Annotated in this window: 15 protein-coding genes; 6 read left to right on the top strand and 9 right to left on the bottom strand. The window is 60.5% G+C overall.

Annotated elements, in window-relative coordinates; genetic code table 11:
- Window positions 1-10 precede the first annotated feature (10 nt).
- Together ASF70_RS06520 and ASF70_RS06515 are read left to right on the top strand one after the other, a co-directional pair.
- Window positions 11-1,222, top strand: a complete 1,212-nt coding sequence (locus tag ASF70_RS06520) for a TIGR03862 family flavoprotein (RefSeq protein ID WP_162237980.1) — start codon at window positions 11-13, stop codon at window positions 1,220-1,222.
- Between the two features lie 67 nt (window positions 1,223-1,289).
- Window positions 1,290-2,078, top strand: a complete 789-nt coding sequence (locus ASF70_RS06515) for a YdcF family protein (protein ID WP_062578500.1) — start codon at window positions 1,290-1,292, stop codon at window positions 2,076-2,078.
- Between the two features lie 18 nt (window positions 2,079-2,096).
- Here the strand turns inward: ASF70_RS06515 and ASF70_RS06510 are convergent, their stop codons facing one another.
- Window positions 2,097-2,561, bottom strand: coding sequence for a hypothetical protein (locus ASF70_RS06510; RefSeq protein ID WP_092664052.1), 465 nt, complete (start codon window positions 2,559-2,561; stop codon window positions 2,097-2,099).
- 121 nt (window positions 2,562-2,682) lie between these two features.
- Here ASF70_RS06510 and ASF70_RS06505 point away from each other — a divergent pair, with 121 nt between their 5' ends.
- Window positions 2,683-3,336, top strand: a complete 654-nt coding sequence (locus ASF70_RS06505) for a trimeric intracellular cation channel family protein (RefSeq protein ID WP_062578498.1) — start codon at window positions 2,683-2,685, stop codon at window positions 3,334-3,336.
- On the opposite strand, the gene irrA is transcribed toward ASF70_RS06505, so the two are convergent.
- Window positions 3,333-3,749, bottom strand: coding sequence for an iron response transcriptional regulator IrrA (irrA, locus tag ASF70_RS06500; protein ID WP_062454247.1), 417 nt, complete (start codon window positions 3,747-3,749; stop codon window positions 3,333-3,335). The genes ASF70_RS06505 and irrA overlap by 4 nt on opposite strands.
- A 306-nt stretch (window positions 3,750-4,055) precedes the next feature.
- On the opposite strand from irrA, the gene fabA reads away from it, so the two are divergent.
- From fabA to fabI, 3 genes are read left to right on the top strand one after another with little or no spacing between them, the layout of a single operon-like run.
- A complete protein-coding gene (gene fabA, locus ASF70_RS06495; RefSeq protein ID WP_062578496.1) occupies window positions 4,056-4,571 on the top strand; it encodes a 3-hydroxyacyl-[acyl-carrier-protein] dehydratase FabA in 516 nt (171 codons plus the stop codon).
- Window positions 4,572-4,617: 46 nt separating this feature from the next.
- Entirely contained in the window at window positions 4,618-5,841 is a 1,224-nt protein-coding gene (gene fabB / locus ASF70_RS06490; RefSeq protein WP_062454249.1) for a beta-ketoacyl-ACP synthase I, read from the top strand.
- Between the two features lie 4 nt (window positions 5,842-5,845).
- Entirely contained in the window at window positions 5,846-6,652 is an 807-nt protein-coding gene (gene fabI, locus ASF70_RS06485; protein ID WP_062578494.1) for an enoyl-ACP reductase FabI, read from the top strand.
- 37 nt (window positions 6,653-6,689) lie between these two features.
- On the opposite strand, the gene ASF70_RS06480 is transcribed toward fabI, so the two are convergent.
- From ASF70_RS06480 to ASF70_RS06450, 7 genes are all read right to left on the bottom strand, one after another.
- Window positions 6,690-7,337, bottom strand: a complete 648-nt coding sequence (locus ASF70_RS06480; protein ID WP_062578492.1) for a tetratricopeptide repeat protein — start codon at window positions 7,335-7,337, stop codon at window positions 6,690-6,692.
- Between the two features lie 83 nt (window positions 7,338-7,420).
- Window positions 7,421-8,428, bottom strand: a complete 1,008-nt coding sequence (locus ASF70_RS06475) for a class I SAM-dependent methyltransferase (protein WP_062578490.1) — start codon at window positions 8,426-8,428, stop codon at window positions 7,421-7,423.
- A gap of 92 nt (window positions 8,429-8,520) precedes the next feature.
- Entirely contained in the window at window positions 8,521-10,653 is a 2,133-nt protein-coding gene (gene pnp / locus ASF70_RS06470) for a polyribonucleotide nucleotidyltransferase (RefSeq protein WP_062454253.1), read from the bottom strand.
- Between the two features lie 339 nt (window positions 10,654-10,992).
- Complete coding sequence (gene rpsO / locus ASF70_RS06465) at window positions 10,993-11,262, bottom strand: 30S ribosomal protein S15 (RefSeq protein ID WP_062454254.1); 270 nt, start codon at window positions 11,260-11,262, stop codon at window positions 10,993-10,995.
- A gap of 144 nt (window positions 11,263-11,406) precedes the next feature.
- The gene (gene truB, locus ASF70_RS06460; protein ID WP_062578488.1) at window positions 11,407-12,336 is read right to left on the bottom strand and encodes a tRNA pseudouridine(55) synthase TruB; all 930 of its coding nucleotides are present in this window, start codon (window positions 12,334-12,336) and stop codon (window positions 11,407-11,409) included.
- Between the two features lie 16 nt (window positions 12,337-12,352).
- Entirely contained in the window at window positions 12,353-12,763 is a 411-nt protein-coding gene (rbfA, locus tag ASF70_RS06455; RefSeq protein ID WP_062454256.1) for a 30S ribosome-binding factor RbfA, read from the bottom strand.
- Window positions 12,764-12,933: 170 nt separating this feature from the next.
- Window positions 12,934-14,622, bottom strand: coding sequence for a hypothetical protein (locus ASF70_RS06450; protein WP_062578486.1), 1,689 nt, complete (start codon window positions 14,620-14,622; stop codon window positions 12,934-12,936).
- Window positions 14,623-14,624 lie beyond the last annotated feature (2 nt).

Below are 14,624 nucleotides of genomic sequence, written 5' to 3'. Positions count from 1 at the left end.
GTAACCGGAGATCATGACCAGACAGGTTGCGATCATAGGCGGTGGGCCGGCGGGACTGATGGCGGCGGAGCATCTTTCCGCTGCCGGATTTTCGGTGACCGTTTACGAGGCGATGCCGACCTTTGGGCGGAAATTTCTGCTGGCTGGAAAGTCCGGGCTCAATATCACCCATGCGGAGGATTTTGATCGGTTTGCCGGACGTTTCGGCTCGCCTTCCTCGCGGATGCAACCGGCGCTTGATGCGTTCACGCCATCGGATGTTCGCGCCTGGGCACAGGAGCTCGGGACGGAAACATTCGTGGGGACATCGGGCCGGGTTTTTCCGGTTGCCATGAAAGCATCGCCACTGCTGCGGGGGTGGCTTGCCCGGCTGGGCAACCAGGGCGTGGTGCTGAAGACCCGCCATCGCTGGACGGGGTTCGAAGGCGGCGGTTACCGATTTGAAACTGTTGATGGCGACCTTCTCATCCGCCCGGATGCGGTCATTCTGGCGGTTGGTGGCGCAAGCTGGCCACGGCTGGGTTCGGATGCGGCCTGGGTGCCGTGGCTGAAGGCCGAGGGGATTGCGGTAACGGAGTTCCAGGCGGCCAATTGCGGCTTCGACGTTGCGTGGAGCGACGTGTTCGTCGAGCGTTTTGCCGGGGCACCGCTCAAATCCGTCTCGACGCGATCGGATGCGGGCACCTATCAGGGCGAGTTCGTGATTTCGAAACACGGGATCGAAGGCAGCCTTGTCTATGCGCATTCGGCAGTCCTGCGTGAACTGATCAACAGGGATGGAAAGGCGGCTCTTGATGTCGACCTCGTGCCGGGCCGCAGCTTTGATCGTCTCGTGCGCGACCTCTCGCGGCAGGATGCGAAAGCGAGCTTTTCCAACCGGTTGCGCAAGGGTGCAGGCCTCGACGGCGTCAAGGCTGCCCTGCTGCGCGAACTGATACCGGATGTGAACCGGATGCCGCCGGAGGATCTGGCACGGGCGATCAAGTCCCTGCCGATCCCGCTGCTTCGCCCCCGCCCGATTGCGGAAGCGATCTCCTCGTCCGGTGGCATTGCCTGGGACGAGCTCGATAGCGGCTATATGCTCAAGCGGCTTCCCGGTCTGTTCGCAGCCGGCGAGATGCTCGACTGGGAGGCGCCGACCGGCGGCTATCTTCTGACCGCCTGCTTTGCCACGGGCCTTGCTGCGGCGCGCGGCGTTGAAGACTATCTCAAGACAGAGTGACCGTTGCCGCGTTCACCATCGGCCCGCGACAGGATAGACTGGCCGGGACTCAAACAGACGACGGTCCATGTTTTTCATTTCCAAGCTGATCTGGCTGCTCGCACAGCCGCTCTCCATCGCCTTCCTGCTTTCGGCCCTTGCCGCTCTCTTCGGACTTTTCGGCCTGCGGAAGCTTTCCGGCATGTCGGCACTTCTTTGCGCGCTCACCCTGTTCGTGACGCTCTATACGACGGCGGGCGCTTTGGCGCTGCAGTCTCTGGAGGCCCGCTACCCGAAGCCGGCAACCGATCCCGCCGACCTTTCCTGCACGATCATTCTCGGCGGCGCCTTCGAGAGCGAGGTGACGGCGGCGCGGGGTGGCATCGAATTCAACCAGGCGGCGGACCGCTTTATCGAAGCGGGTCGGCTGGCGCTGCAATTTCCGCAGTCGCGCATCCTGATTTCCGGCGGCGACGGATCGTTCAGTGGCGTCTATGAAGGCGAAGCGCAGGCGTCCGAACGGTTTTTCACGGCCTTCGGCATAGCAGCGGACCGGGTGGTGAAGGAAAACACATCGCGCACCACCTACGAGAATACGCTCAATACAGCTGAAATTCTGAAGCAGCGTGGCTTCAGCGATTGCGCGCTGATCACCTCGGCCTTCCACATGCCCCGTTCCGTCGCCCTGTTTCAGAAGGCGGGAATAGCGGTCCGGCCTTGGCCCACCGACTTTCGCACCAGCGGCATCGTATCCGCCAAGCTGGATTTCACCCAGCCGGCGCTCAATGCGCAGCTGACGGCGACGGCCGCGCGGGAGTGGATGGCCGTTCTCGGCTATAGGTTCGCGGGCCGTATCGACAGCATCAAGGCGCCCTGATCCCTGAAGGGGCCGCGATTACTGTTTCGAGATCGTCACGAAACGGCCGCCGCGGACGCGGACCCGCATGACGCAGGGCGCGGCATCGGTGCGCTCGCAGAACCGCGGATGCATCTGCAGCATGAACACCATGTTGCCGAAATACTGGACGAAATCGTAGCCGTAGATCTGGGCGGTGGCGATCATGATATAGCCGCCCTCCTTCGCCTGGACGTAGAAGTTCTGCGGGCAGCCATCTGCATTGCATTTGGGGCCGCGAACGCCGTCGCACGTCAGGTCGCTGTGATCGGTGACGACGTCCGTTATGCCATCATTGTTGATGTCGAAACGTTTGACGAAGCCCGGACCGAACTCGACTTTTCCGCAGGTTTTCTGGAAATGGCTCTTTTCCGTGACTTCCGGATCGCTGAACAGTTTCTGCTGGGCTGACGCGAACGTCGGCAGCAGGACGAGAGCGACCAGAAGTATCAAGACCTTATTCACCGCACCTACCCATATTCTCAAATCATCTGTTCATGACATCATCGGACCTGACCGGAGATGCCGTTGCCGTTGTTAGCGTGATCATCTAGAGCAATGCACTTGCGCGACGCTGGAGAATGGAATGTCCCTGCTGATGATCCTCGATTATGCCGGCATCGCGGTGTTTGCCGCAACCGGTGCGCTTGCGGCATCAAGAAAGGAGCTCGATCTCATTGGGTTTCTGTTCTTCGCAGCCGTGACCGGGCTCGGCGGCGGCACGGTGCGTGACATCATTCTTGGCCGTACCCCGGTCTTCTGGGTTCTCGACCCGACCTATATCCTGATCTGCGTCGTAACCGGCGTTCTCGTCTACCTGACGGCACACCGGGTCGAATGGCGCTATCGCCTGCTGATCTGGCTCGATGCGGTGGGCCTTGCCGCCTACACCGTGCTGGGTGCGGCCAAGGGCCTGGCCGCGACCGGATCACCCACGATCGCGATCATCACCGGCGCGCTGACGGCGGCATTCGGCGGGATCTTGCGCGATCTTCTCGCAAACGAGCCTTCCGTGCTGCTGCGCTCGGAAATCTATATCACGGCCGCGATTGCCGGCGCGGGTGCGTTCACGGCGGCACAAGCGCTCGGTTTTCCGCAGTATGTCAGTTCAGGCTTCGGGGTATGTGTCGCCTTCGCCTTGCGGGGCGGCGCGATCCATTACGGCTGGACGCTGCCACGCTACAAGTCACGTCCGGGGCGACCAGCAGACGAGGCGATCAAGGGCAAGGCCAAGGATTAGCCGCGCTTTTCGCGCAGCCGGATGATGACGTCGACATGGGCGATTTCCATGCCCTCGGGCGCATCCGGGAGATTGCCGATTTCCAGATTGCTGATCGGGATATCCAGCACCTCGTTGCGCCCTTCGACAAAGAAGTGATGGTGATCGGAAATATTGGTGTCGAAATAGGTGCGTGCGCTCTCAACGGCGAGAACGCGGATGAGGCCTGCCTCGGTAAACTGGTGGAGGGTATTATAGACGGTTGCGAGCGAGACCGGCACGCCGGCTTCCGTGGCTTCCGCGTGCAGTTCCTCGACCGTCAGATGCCGATCACCCTTTGCAAACAACAGATCCGCCAACGCGACGCGCTGCCTCGTCGGTCGAAGGCCGCAATGGCGCAATCTAATCTCGATGTTCGGCATGGCATCCGCCATATGTGCTTCGGCTCCAACCGTTTCGTCACACGGGATCTAATCTGATTTCCGATATAACTTTTAAGATGAATTCTTTCAATAGTGTCCCTTAGCACGTCCTTCAGCGGTCGGCAAAAACGCTAATTTTCGGTGTTTTACCACTGGTTTGCGCTCTCCGCTTCCTATATGCGGACCTGAATGCGATGCTTCCGCAGCTGCAGTCTTCCCCAGACAGCACCTGTGTTGTCATGGCAAGACTTCAATTTCGGCCCATCTTGCTCTAAAGCTTGGGAAACAAAAGCTTCAAACGGGGGGAAACGGAAATTCATGTCCACCAGACAGTCCAGCTTCAGCTACGAAGAAATCCTCGCTTGCGCCCACGGTGATCTGTTTGGTCCCGGCAATGCGCAGCTGCCGTTGCCGCCCATGCTGATGGTCCACCGGATCACGGAGATCTCGGAAACCGGCGGCGCCTTCGACAAGGGTTACATCCGGGCTGAATACGACGTGCGTCCGGACGACTGGTATTTCCCCTGCCATTTCGAAGGCAACCCGATTATGCCGGGCTGCCTTGGCCTTGACGGCATGTGGCAGCTGACCGGCTTCTTCCTGGGCTGGCTGGGTGAACCCGGCCGCGGCATGGCGCTTTCGACCGGCGAAGTGAAGTTCAAGGGCATGATCCGCCCGGACACCAAGCTTCTGGAATACGGCATCGACTTCAAGCGCGTCATGAGGGGTCGCCTCGTGCTGGGCACCGCCGACGGCTGGCTGAAGGCCGATGGCGAGACCATCTATCAGGCGACGGACCTCCGCGTGGGTCTGTCCAAGGAAAAGACCGCCTGAACTGCTTGAAAAGCGCAGCTGTCGAAAACAACAAAGGTTTGATGAAATGAGACGGGTAGTTGTCACTGGGCTCGGTATCGTGTCCTCGATCGGTAACGACGCAGCCGAAGTCACCGAGTCCCTGCGGCAGGCAAAGTCCGGTATTTCTTTCTCGCCGGATTTCGCCGAGCACGGCTTCAAGTGCCAGGTCTGGGGCAAGCCCAACATCGATACGACGGAACTCGTCGATCGCCGCGCCATGCGCTTCCTGTCCCAGGGTGGAGCGTGGAACCATGTGGCGATGAAGCAGGCGCTGGCCGATTCCGGACTTGAGGAAAAGGATTACAGCGAGAACGAGCGCACCGGCATCATCATGGGTTCGGGCGGTCCTTCCACCCGCACCCTGATCGAAGCGGCCGAGACGACGATCAAGAACAACAGCCCGAAGCGGATCGGTCCGTTTGCCGTGCCGAAGGCGATGTCGTCGACAGCGTCTGCGACGCTTGCGACCTGGTTCAAGATCCACGGCGTCAACTACTCGATCTCGTCGGCCTGCTCGACGTCTGCGCATTGCATCGGCAATGCCGCGGAGATGATCCAGTGGGGCAAGCAGGACGTGATGTTCGCCGGCGGCCACGAAGACCTCGACTGGACCATGTCGAACCTGTTCGACGCGATGGGCGCCATGTCCTCCAAGTACAACGACCAGCCAGCGACGGCTTCGCGCGCTTATGACGCCGACCGCGACGGTTTCGTCATCGCCGGTGGCGCGGGCGTTCTCGTGCTTGAAGAACTGGAGCATGCCAAGGCGCGCGGCGCCAAGATCTACGCAGAACTCACCGGCTACGGCGCCACATCCGATGGCTACGACATGGTCGCACCATCTGGCGAAGGCGCCATCCGCTGCATGCGTCAGGCGCTTGCCAACGTGGAAGGCGAGGTCGACTACATCAACACCCACGGCACCTCGACACCGGTTGGCGATTCCAAGGAAATTGGCGCCATCCGCGAAGTGTTCAAGGACAAGATCCCGCACATCCAGTCGACCAAGTCTCTGACCGGCCACTCGCTCGGCGGTGCCGGAGTGCAGGAATCCATCTACGGCCTTCTGATGATGCAGGAACGCTTTATCGGTGAAAGCGCGCACATCCAGACGCTGGATCCGGAATTTGACGGCGTACCGATCGTTCGCAAGCGGATCGACAATGCCAAGATCGACACTGTGCTCTCCAACTCGTTCGGCTTTGGCGGCACCAACGCCACGCTCGTCTTCCAGCGTCATAACGGATAATTTGATGTCCGGAATCATGCAGGGCAAGCGCGGCCTGATCATGGGCGTTGCCAACAACCACTCGATCGCCTGGGGAATTGCCAAAGCGGTCGCGGCACAGGGTGCGGAAGTGGCTTTCACCTATCAGGGTGAAGCGCTGGGCAAGCGGGTCAGACCGCTTGCCGCCGAACTCGGCTCAGATTTCGTGGTTCCCTGCGACGTCGAAGATATCGCGTCGGTCGACGCAACGTTTGAAGCGCTGCGCGAACGCTGGGGCACGATCGACTTTCTCGTTCATGCCATCGGCTTCTCCGACAAGAACGAGCTGAAGGGCCTCTACGCCGACACGACGCGCGAGAATTTCTCGCGTACGATGGTGATCTCCTGCTTTTCCTTCACGGAAATCGCCAAGCGCGCCGCAGCCCTGATGCCTGATGGCGGCTCTATGCTGACGCTGACCTATAACGGTTCACAGCGCGTCATTCCGAACTACAACGTGATGGGCGTTGCCAAGGCAGCGCTTGAAGCCTCGGTGCGCTATCTGGCCGCCGATTTCGGCCCGAGCGATATCCGCGTCAACACGATCTCTGCCGGCCCCGTGCGCACGCTTGCCGGCGCCGGGATTTCCGATGCACGGGCGATCTACGCCTGGAACCAGCAGAACGCGCCGCTGCGCCGCACTGCCACGATCGAGGATATCGGCGGCTCCGCGCTCTATCTGCTGTCGGATCTCTCCCGCGGTGTGACCGGCGAAGTCCATTACGTCGACGCCGGCTACAGCATCACCTCACTGCCCAGCCTCGACAAACTGCGCAAGTCCGACGCTCCGTAGGGTTTAGCGCCTGCTATCCTAACATGGGCGGGCATTCTCAAAATGCGTTCAATTCCCGGATCGCGTCCGCATTGCCGGCGTTCGCTGCCTGCTTGAGCAGTTCTTTGGAGCGCCGTGGATCGCTCGCTCTGATCAACTGCGAAAGCTTCAGCTGTGCCCAGTGATCGTGGGTGAAAGGCAGGCTCTTTTCGAAATAGCGCTGCGCAAGGGCAAGGTCCTTTGCGACACCCTCCCCGTCCATCAGCATGAAGGCCAGCATGTGGTATGCCCACAGGTTGCCTTTCTTGGCGGAGCGTTCGTACCAATCGACGGCCCGTGACGGATCAACCTGCAGGCTCAAGCCCTTCTGATAGAACCAGCCGACCTTCAGCTCCGCATGCATGTCGCCAGCGTCGGCGGACTGGCGATACCAGCGAAGCGCTTCCGGAAGATTGATTGGGACACCTGAGCCTATCTCATAAGCTTCACCGAGCTTGTATGCTGCCGCAGCGTTGCCGTTCCTGGCTGCGAGCCGGAAGTAATGCGCAGCGATGCGAAGGTCATCCGGCCCTTTGACCTTGTATTTGCGATAGGTTTCCGCGGTGTTGAACCATTCCCAGGTCAAGCGAACACTGGCGCGCGGCTCTCCGGCGCTCGCCGTTTCAGTGGCGATCAAGAGCAGAAGTGCTGAAACAACGCCTTTCATACAAAAACCCCGACAGCTCGAACGCAACTTCAGTGTGCATTCGAGCTGTCGGGACGGGCAATCCTAGATTTTGAGGGGTGACGTTACTTCTTCGCCCACAGGATCTTGAAGCGGGCGTTGCGGCAGGTTTCGCCGTATTCCCGGAACGCTTCCTCGAGCACCGGCTCGTATTGCATGCCGCGATTGGCGACCAGCATCAGCCTGCCGCCGCTTCTGAGCGCGCCTGCCGCCGTGCGGATCATCGTCTTGCCCAGTTCCGGATCCGCAGCCTGCGTCTCATGGAAGGGCGGGTTCATGATGACGAGGTCGTATTTTTCCTTTGGCGGCTCGGTTCCCAGATCCTGCCAGAAGAAGCGGGCTTCGAGATCCGGGCAATTGTGCGCAACGTTCTGCTTTGCAAATTCCAACGCCCGGTGATCGGCCTCGAACAGGTCGATACGGTTCACGCGGGGCGAACGCTCGGCCAGCATCACCGAAAGATAACCCCAGCCCGCACCCAAATCGGCGGCATTGCCATCGAAATCCGTCGGGAAGCGGCTTACCAGAAGTTCGGAACCCGGATCGATGCGGTCGTGCGAGAACATGCCGGGAGCGGCCTGGAAGCGACCATCGACCGTCACGGCCGTTTTTTTCAGTGCCTGGATCGCGCCAGACGCATCCTCCGGCCGGCCGAACCAGATGGCAACGCCGTGATACTTCGGCGCGTAGTCCAGCGTGATGCCGAGCTTCAGCAGCATCGTTCGAATGGGCGCGATACCGTCTTCCTTGCCGCCGGCAACGACGATAACTCCGCCGACCTTCACCCGCGCAAGCGCTTCGGCAATGCGGTTTTCGTTCTCGCCGCGATGCTTGCCGCACAGGACAAGCGCACCGTCGTAATCCTCGCCCTCGGGCTCGGGAAACGCGTTGTCGCGCAGGCTGCGGAACAGTGGGCGGAACGGCTGGATGGCCGTGATCTCGGCATCAAACCCGTCAGGCAGGGCATTGCCCGCTTCCGCACCCAGAAACAGTATGCGCTCACCCTCGCCGGGCGTTTGGATCGCGTCGGTGGCGAAGGGATGGAAAAGGGTCTTCAGGGCTTCTCGGGTCATGATCGGATCTCGGGCGGTCGTGTCGTCGGTGAAAACAAAAAAGGCGCGGAAGTTATTCCTTCCGCGCCTCGATCTCTCGATAGGTCGAGGGCTTATTCGGCAGCTTCGCCGTCAGCCTTCTTGACTTCCTGGCCGGTGGCCTGGTCGACGGCCTTCATCGACAGGCGAACCTTGCCGCGCTCGTCGAAGCCCATCAGCTTGACCCAGACCTTCTGGCCTTCCTTGACCACGTCCTGGGTCTTGGCAACACGGTCGGAAGCGAGCTGGCTGATATGGACCAGACCGTCGCGGGCGCCGAAGAAGTTGACGAAGGCGCCGAAGTCGGCGGTCTTCACAACGGTACCTTCGTAGATGGTGCCGACTTCCGGTTCAGCAACGATCGAATGGATCCACTTGCGGGCCGCTTCGATTTCCTTGCCGGAGGCGGAGGCAATCTTGACCGTGCCGTCGTCTTCGATGTTGATCTTGGCGCCGGTCTTTTCAACGATTTCGCGGATGACCTTGCCGCCCGAACCGATGACTTCACGGATCTTGTCGACTGGGATGTTCATCACTTCGATGCGCGGTGCGAATTCGCCGAGTTCCGAGCGACCTTCGGTGATGGCGTTGGCCATTTCGGCGAGGATGTGCTTGCGGCCACCCTGTGCCTGGCCGAGCGCGACCTTCATGATCTCTTCGGTGATGCCGGCGATCTTGATGTCCATCTGCAGCGAGGTGATGCCGTCGACAGTACCTGCAACCTTGAAGTCCATGTCGCCGAGATGATCTTCGTCACCGAGGATGTCGGAGAGAACGGCAAAGCGTTCGCCTTCGAGGATCAGGCCCATAGCGATACCGGCAACAGGCTTTGCGAGCGGGACGCCAGCGTCCATCAGGGCAAGCGATGTGCCGCAGACGGTTGCCATCGAGGACGAGCCGTTCGACTCGGTGATCTCGGAGACGACGCGCAGCGTGTAGGGGAACTGTTCAGCCGTTGGCAGCATCGGACGGATCGCGCGCCATGCGAGCTTGCCGTGGCCGATTTCGCGACGCCCTGGGGAACCCATGCGGCCGGTTTCGCCAACCGAGTAGGGAGGGAAGTTGTAATGCAGAAGGAAGCGTTCCTTGTACATGCCGGTCAGGCTATCGACATACTGTTCGTCTTCGCCGGTGCCGAGCGTCGCAACAACGATCGCCTGGGTTTCGCCGCGTGTGAACAGGGCCGAACCGTGGGTGCGCGGCAGGATGCCGACTTCCGACACGATCTTGCGAACGGTCTCGAGATCACGACCGTCGATGCGGCTCTTGGTGTCGAGGATGTTCCAGCGAACGATCTTCGCCTGCAGGTGCTTGAAGGTCGCGCCGATGACTTCGGCCGGGTACTTCGGCTCTACGCCTTCCGGGAAGAAGTGTGCCTTGACCTTCGCCTTGACGGCGTCGACGGCAGCGTAGCGTTCAGCCTTTTGAGTGTTCTTGTAGGCGGTGCGCAGTTCGGCTTCGAAGTGCTGCAGCATTTCGGCTTCGAGCGCGGAATGATCTTCCGGCTGGAAATCGCGTGGCTCCTTGGCGGCAACTTCAGCGAGCTTGATGATCGCGTCGATAACCGGCTGGAAGCCCTTGTGGCCGAACATGACGGCGCCGAGCATGATCTCTTCGTTGAGTTCCTTGGCTTCCGACTCGACCATCAGGACGGCGTCCTGGGTGCCGGCAACGACGAGGTCGAGAACCGACTCGTCCATCTCGTCGAGATGCGGGTTCAGAACGTATTCGCCGTTGATGTAGCCGACGCGTGCGCCGCCAACCGGGCCCATGAAAGGAACGCCAGAGATCGTCAGGGCAGCGGAGGCTGCAACCATCGACAATACGTCCGGATCGTTTTCAAGGTCGTGCTGGATGACGGTAACGACGACCTGGGTCTCGTTCTTGTAGCCTTCCGGGAAAAGCGGGCGGATCGGACGGTCGATCAGGCGGGAAACCAGCGTTTCCTTTTCCGACGGGCGACCTTCGCGCTTGAAATAGCCGCCCGGGATCTTGCCGGCGGCATAGGTCTTTTCCTGGTAGTTTACGGTCAGCGGGAAGAAGTCCTGGCCGGGCTTGGCCGACTTGGCCGAAACAACGGTGGCGAGAACGACGGTTTCGCCGTAGGTGGCGAGAACCGCGCCGTCAGCCTGGCGGGCGATCTTGCCCGTTTCAAGCTTCAGCGGGCGGCCTGCCCATTCGATTTCGACGGAGTGGGTATTGAACATATGGTGTCCTTTAATGCGGGAGCACGCGCAGTGCCGTAGCCGGCGCAGTGCATAGTCGACCGCAATCGATGTGACAGATCACGGGCAAGACAACGGGAGGCTTCGGGTCGGCGACTTCGGTGGTCGACGTCTGATCAGGGTCTTTGAGTGATCCCTGGTCGAAAGCATCCGGCAATCCTGCCCCATGACAGGTCAACGGTTTGGTTTTTGCAGATCCGGCCCATCCGGGTCTGCGGGCATTCTTGCGGCGCGAGATAAAGCGCATCGCAAACATTGCATCGGACGCTTGGCCCGAATGAGAAACCGGCAGGCGCCCGATTGAGCGCCCGCCGGAAATTTTTAGCGGCGAATGCCCAGAGCAGCAATCAACTTGCTGTAACGGGATTCGTCTTTCTTCTTGACGTAGTCGAGAAGCGAACGACGTGTGGAAACCATGGTCAGAAGGCCACGACGGGAGTGGTTGTCCTTCTTGTGGCCCTTGAAGTGTTCGGTCAGATTGTTGATCCGCTCGGTGAGGATCGCAACCTGGACTTCCGGCGAACCGGTGTCGCCTTCAACGGTTGCGTATTCCTTGATGAGTTCGGCCTTGCGCTCTGCAGTGATCGACATCGTGTTATCCTTTCGAATATGAGGATTATGGGTCGCCTAAGGCCGGGATGCCGTCCAGTCTTGGCCGTGAAACGCAAAACAGGCGGAAAAGCCTGCTTTTGCTGGCGGTGCCTATAGACCATTCAAGGAGAGAATGGAAGAGGCTCAGCCAAACACCCGCTTGGGACGGAACTCTCCCTGGCCGATCTCGCCGATGGCGAGCAGCTTGCCGCGCACGGTCGCATAGGCTTCCGCTTCGTCAGCCGGTGCATCGCGGCCGCGCAGGATAATCGGATTGCCCATCTTGATGCGGTGGGCCTGATCGTCTGTGACAGGCAGATGCGGCAGGCTGGAAAGCGCTTCAGACGTGTTGATCATGAAGGCATCAAGGGCTGCAAGCCGTTCGTCGCGATCCTCGATCTTTTCCAGGGCCACGAGTTCGGCGAGCGGCACCATGCGGTCTTCGGCAAAGGGCGCAACGAAGGTGCGGCGCAGTTCCGAGATATGACCGTAGCAGCCGAGATCGCGGCCGAAGTCACGGGCGAGCGCCCGAACATAGGTGCCCTTGCCGCATTCCACTTCGAAATGCGCCTTGTCCGGTGTCACACCGAGGAGCGTCAGGCGAAAGATCTGGACCTCGCGCGAGGGGATTTCGACGGTCTCGCCGTCGCGGGCGAGGTCATAGGCCCGTTCGCCGGCGATCTTGATCGCAGAAAACTGCGGCGGGATCTGATTGATCGTGCCGGTGTAGTTGGGCAGAAGCGCGCGGATCTGCTCTTCGCTCGGACGGCTGTCGGACGATGCGGTGACAGCGCCCTCGAGGTCGTCGGTCGACCGCTCCTCGCCCCAGGTGACGGCGAATTCGTAGATCTTCCGCCCATCCATGACATAGGGCACTGTCTTCGTCGCATCGCCAAGCGCGATCGGCAGCATGCCTGACGCAAGCGGATCCAGCGTGCCGGCATGGCCGCACTTCTGGGCATTGAACAGCCACTTGATCTTGGACACGGCTTCGGTCGAGCCGAAATCGATCGGCTTGTCGAGAATAAGCCAGCCGGAAACCGGCCGGCCCTTTGGTTTGCGGGGTTTGGACATCAATACTTCTTGATTGTTATTTCTGGTCTTTGGTTTCGTCGCTGTTGAGATCACGCTGGACCTCCGGCGAGCGAAGAAGCTCGTCGATCTTCTTGTAGTTGTCGAAGCTCGTATCGTCGCGGAAGCGCACTTCCGGCATGTATTTCATCTGACGGAGCTGGCCGGCTATTCGGCCGCGGATATACTTGGCATGCCGGTTAAGCGCTGCGATCACGATGTCATGGTCAGCGACGCCAAGGGGCGTCACATAGGCCGTCGCGACCTTCAGATCGGTCGACATGCGCACTTCCGAAACGGAAATCACGGTTTTCTCGAGCAGGTCGTCGCGAACTTCGCCACGTTGCAGGACCTGGGTGATGGCGGCGCGTACCTGTTCGCCAACACGAAGCATGCGCTGCGACGGCGCCGAGGATGTGGGCTTGGTCATGTTGTTTCTTTCGTATAACGCCGCCGGGGCTCGTCCCGATGGGGCGCTTCGTCAAATGAAGGCGGTCACATGACAAAGGCCCGGCGAAAGGTCAAGGTCCAGCGGGTATTTAATCGGTCTGACTTGGAGGCCGTCGATGCCGATGACGCCTGAAAACAGCGTGTCGTCACTCATGCAACCGAGACGAGGGACGCTTCGCCAAGGGGTGTGGTTCCCATGATCTTCGCGTGCAGTTCACGTTCCAAACCCATTGTGTAAAGGGCGGAAATGCGAGCCCCGAGTTCGATGAGGGCAGGCTCGATGGCGGCCAGTGGCCGGGCGCTTGCGAAGGCTTCGCCCTCTTCCACGCAGGCCCGCAAAACCTCACCAAGCTCAACCTTGAAATCAAGCCGAGCAAGCGAGGCATCGATTTCGCCGACGGCGGATCGGCTGTGTTCGCCAAGCAGCGACATTTCGGTCCCCATGCGATCGCCGACAACGCGGATATTGGCGAGTGCCTGTTCGAGCCGAAGATCGAGCGAGCCGCCCGTATCTTCGCAGGCGCTGAGCTTTTGCGCAGATTCTTCCAGCATTCTGAGATGAACGAGGATCTTGTCGGCGGCACCATCCAGTTCGCCCGCGTAATTGCGCAGTTCGGCGGCAACCACGTTGATCGCCTTGCCCTGATCTCCGATCCTGCCGCAGCGCAGATTGGTATTGAGGGCCATGTAGTGAATATCGGTGCGGACCAGTTGCACGACGCCGATGCTGGTGACGAGCTCGCTTACGGTCTGGCCGGTCGACCGGCTGAGTTCCGTCGCCTCGCCGGCAACGGCTTCGATCTGGCGAACCGCTTCGCGCGCAACGCCGACGCCGGTGTCGAGCTGGCGCATGGCGGCGTCGCTGCCCTGGCCTTCTGCCATCGTTTCCCGGATTGCATCGATCTTCTGGAGCTCTGAACGGAAACTCGTCACGCTTGCGACGATCTTTGCCGTGTCACGCTCGAAATGATCGATGGACTGCCTGAGCTGATGGGAGACAAGCCTCCGGATGACAGCGGACAGGTTGTCGCGCTGAGGACCGGTCAGCGGCGTAGCGTCCGGTGAGGCCAGAAAATCGTCGAGGAGCGTGAGCGTTGACTGGCAATGCTCGATCCGCTGGCGGGTTGTGTCGCCGATCTGCATGGCAGACAGCGTCGAGGCGAGCTTGGTCTGGATGCCGCGCGCGATTGCCCGGACGCTTGCAGCCTGTTCGATCATCGATCTGCGATTGAAGGCAATCGCCTCACCACCGTTCGACAGTCCCGCTGCGATCTGCGGGATGGTATCCTCGTAGGAGCTTACAATCCTCTTCCCTCTTGTGATCAGGGAACCCAGTCCCTGGCCGAGATACTGGACCTTGTCCGAGAAATCATTGACCTGACGGGTGCCGTCCTGAATCCTTTGCAGGATTTCCTCAGCAAATCCTGCAAAGTCGGCAATTCCGGCGCCGGTGATCTTTGCAGTAACTGCAAAGGTGCGCAGATAGCGCAGGGTTTCCTGCATGTCCTCGGCATGGCCCTTCAGGTGCCCCTGGGCGTCGGAAATGAGGGTGAACTGGACCTGTCGGCCTTTCTCGTTTTCGCTCAGCTGAGAAAGCCGCGCGACCGTCTGGGTGAGCTCGAACAGGGATGCGTTCGCCGTTTCTTCGTCGAGCGAGCTCTCGGCCTGATCGAGCGAGGCGACCAAGCGGTTGAGAACGTCGAGAATGGAAAGAAGCGCTCGTCCGCCTTCGGTGAAGCGTTCCTCAAGGCGCGAACGGGCAGCGTCCAGCCGCGCGGCAAACGCCGAGGCGTCTGCGGAAACACCCTCTTCTATCGATACGACCGCTCTGACTGCCATGT

Origin of the sequence: Rhizobium sp. Leaf321 (assembly GCF_001423215.1) — a bacterium.
GTDB classification, from domain to species: Bacteria; Pseudomonadota; Alphaproteobacteria; order Rhizobiales; family Rhizobiaceae; genus Neorhizobium; species Neorhizobium soli.
This window is presented reverse-complemented; position numbering and strand designations above follow the sequence as displayed.

Bases quoted from the DNA above. Each gene is read 5' to 3' on its own strand.
- ASF70_RS06515 (WP_062578500.1), top strand. From the start codon at position 1,290: ATGTTTTTCATTTCCAAGCTGATCTGGCTGCTCGCACAGCCGCTCTCC.
- ASF70_RS06505 (WP_062578498.1), top strand. From the start codon at position 2,683: ATGTCCCTGCTGATGATCCTCGATTATGCCGGCATCGCGGTGTTTGCC.
- irrA (WP_062454247.1), bottom strand. From the start codon at position 3,749: ATGGCGGATGCCATGCCGAACATCGAGATTAGATTGCGCCATTGCGGC.
- fabA (WP_062578496.1), top strand. From the start codon at position 4,056: ATGTCCACCAGACAGTCCAGCTTCAGCTACGAAGAAATCCTCGCTTGC.
- fabB (WP_062454249.1), top strand. From the start codon at position 4,618: ATGAGACGGGTAGTTGTCACTGGGCTCGGTATCGTGTCCTCGATCGGT.
- fabI (WP_062578494.1), top strand. From the start codon at position 5,846: ATGTCCGGAATCATGCAGGGCAAGCGCGGCCTGATCATGGGCGTTGCC.
- ASF70_RS06480 (WP_062578492.1), bottom strand. From the start codon at position 7,337: ATGAAAGGCGTTGTTTCAGCACTTCTGCTCTTGATCGCCACTGAAACG.
- ASF70_RS06475 (WP_062578490.1), bottom strand. From the start codon at position 8,428: ATGACCCGAGAAGCCCTGAAGACCCTTTTCCATCCCTTCGCCACCGAC.
- pnp (WP_062454253.1), bottom strand. From the start codon at position 10,653: ATGTTCAATACCCACTCCGTCGAAATCGAATGGGCAGGCCGCCCGCTG.
- rpsO (WP_062454254.1), bottom strand. From the start codon at position 11,262: ATGTCGATCACTGCAGAGCGCAAGGCCGAACTCATCAAGGAATACGCA.
- truB (WP_062578488.1), bottom strand. From the start codon at position 12,336: ATGTCCAAACCCCGCAAACCAAAGGGCCGGCCGGTTTCCGGCTGGCTT.
- rbfA (WP_062454256.1), bottom strand. From the start codon at position 12,763: ATGACCAAGCCCACATCCTCGGCGCCGTCGCAGCGCATGCTTCGTGTT.
- ASF70_RS06450 (WP_062578486.1), bottom strand. From the start codon at position 14,622: ATGGCAGTCAGAGCGGTCGTATCGATAGAAGAGGGTGTTTCCGCAGAC.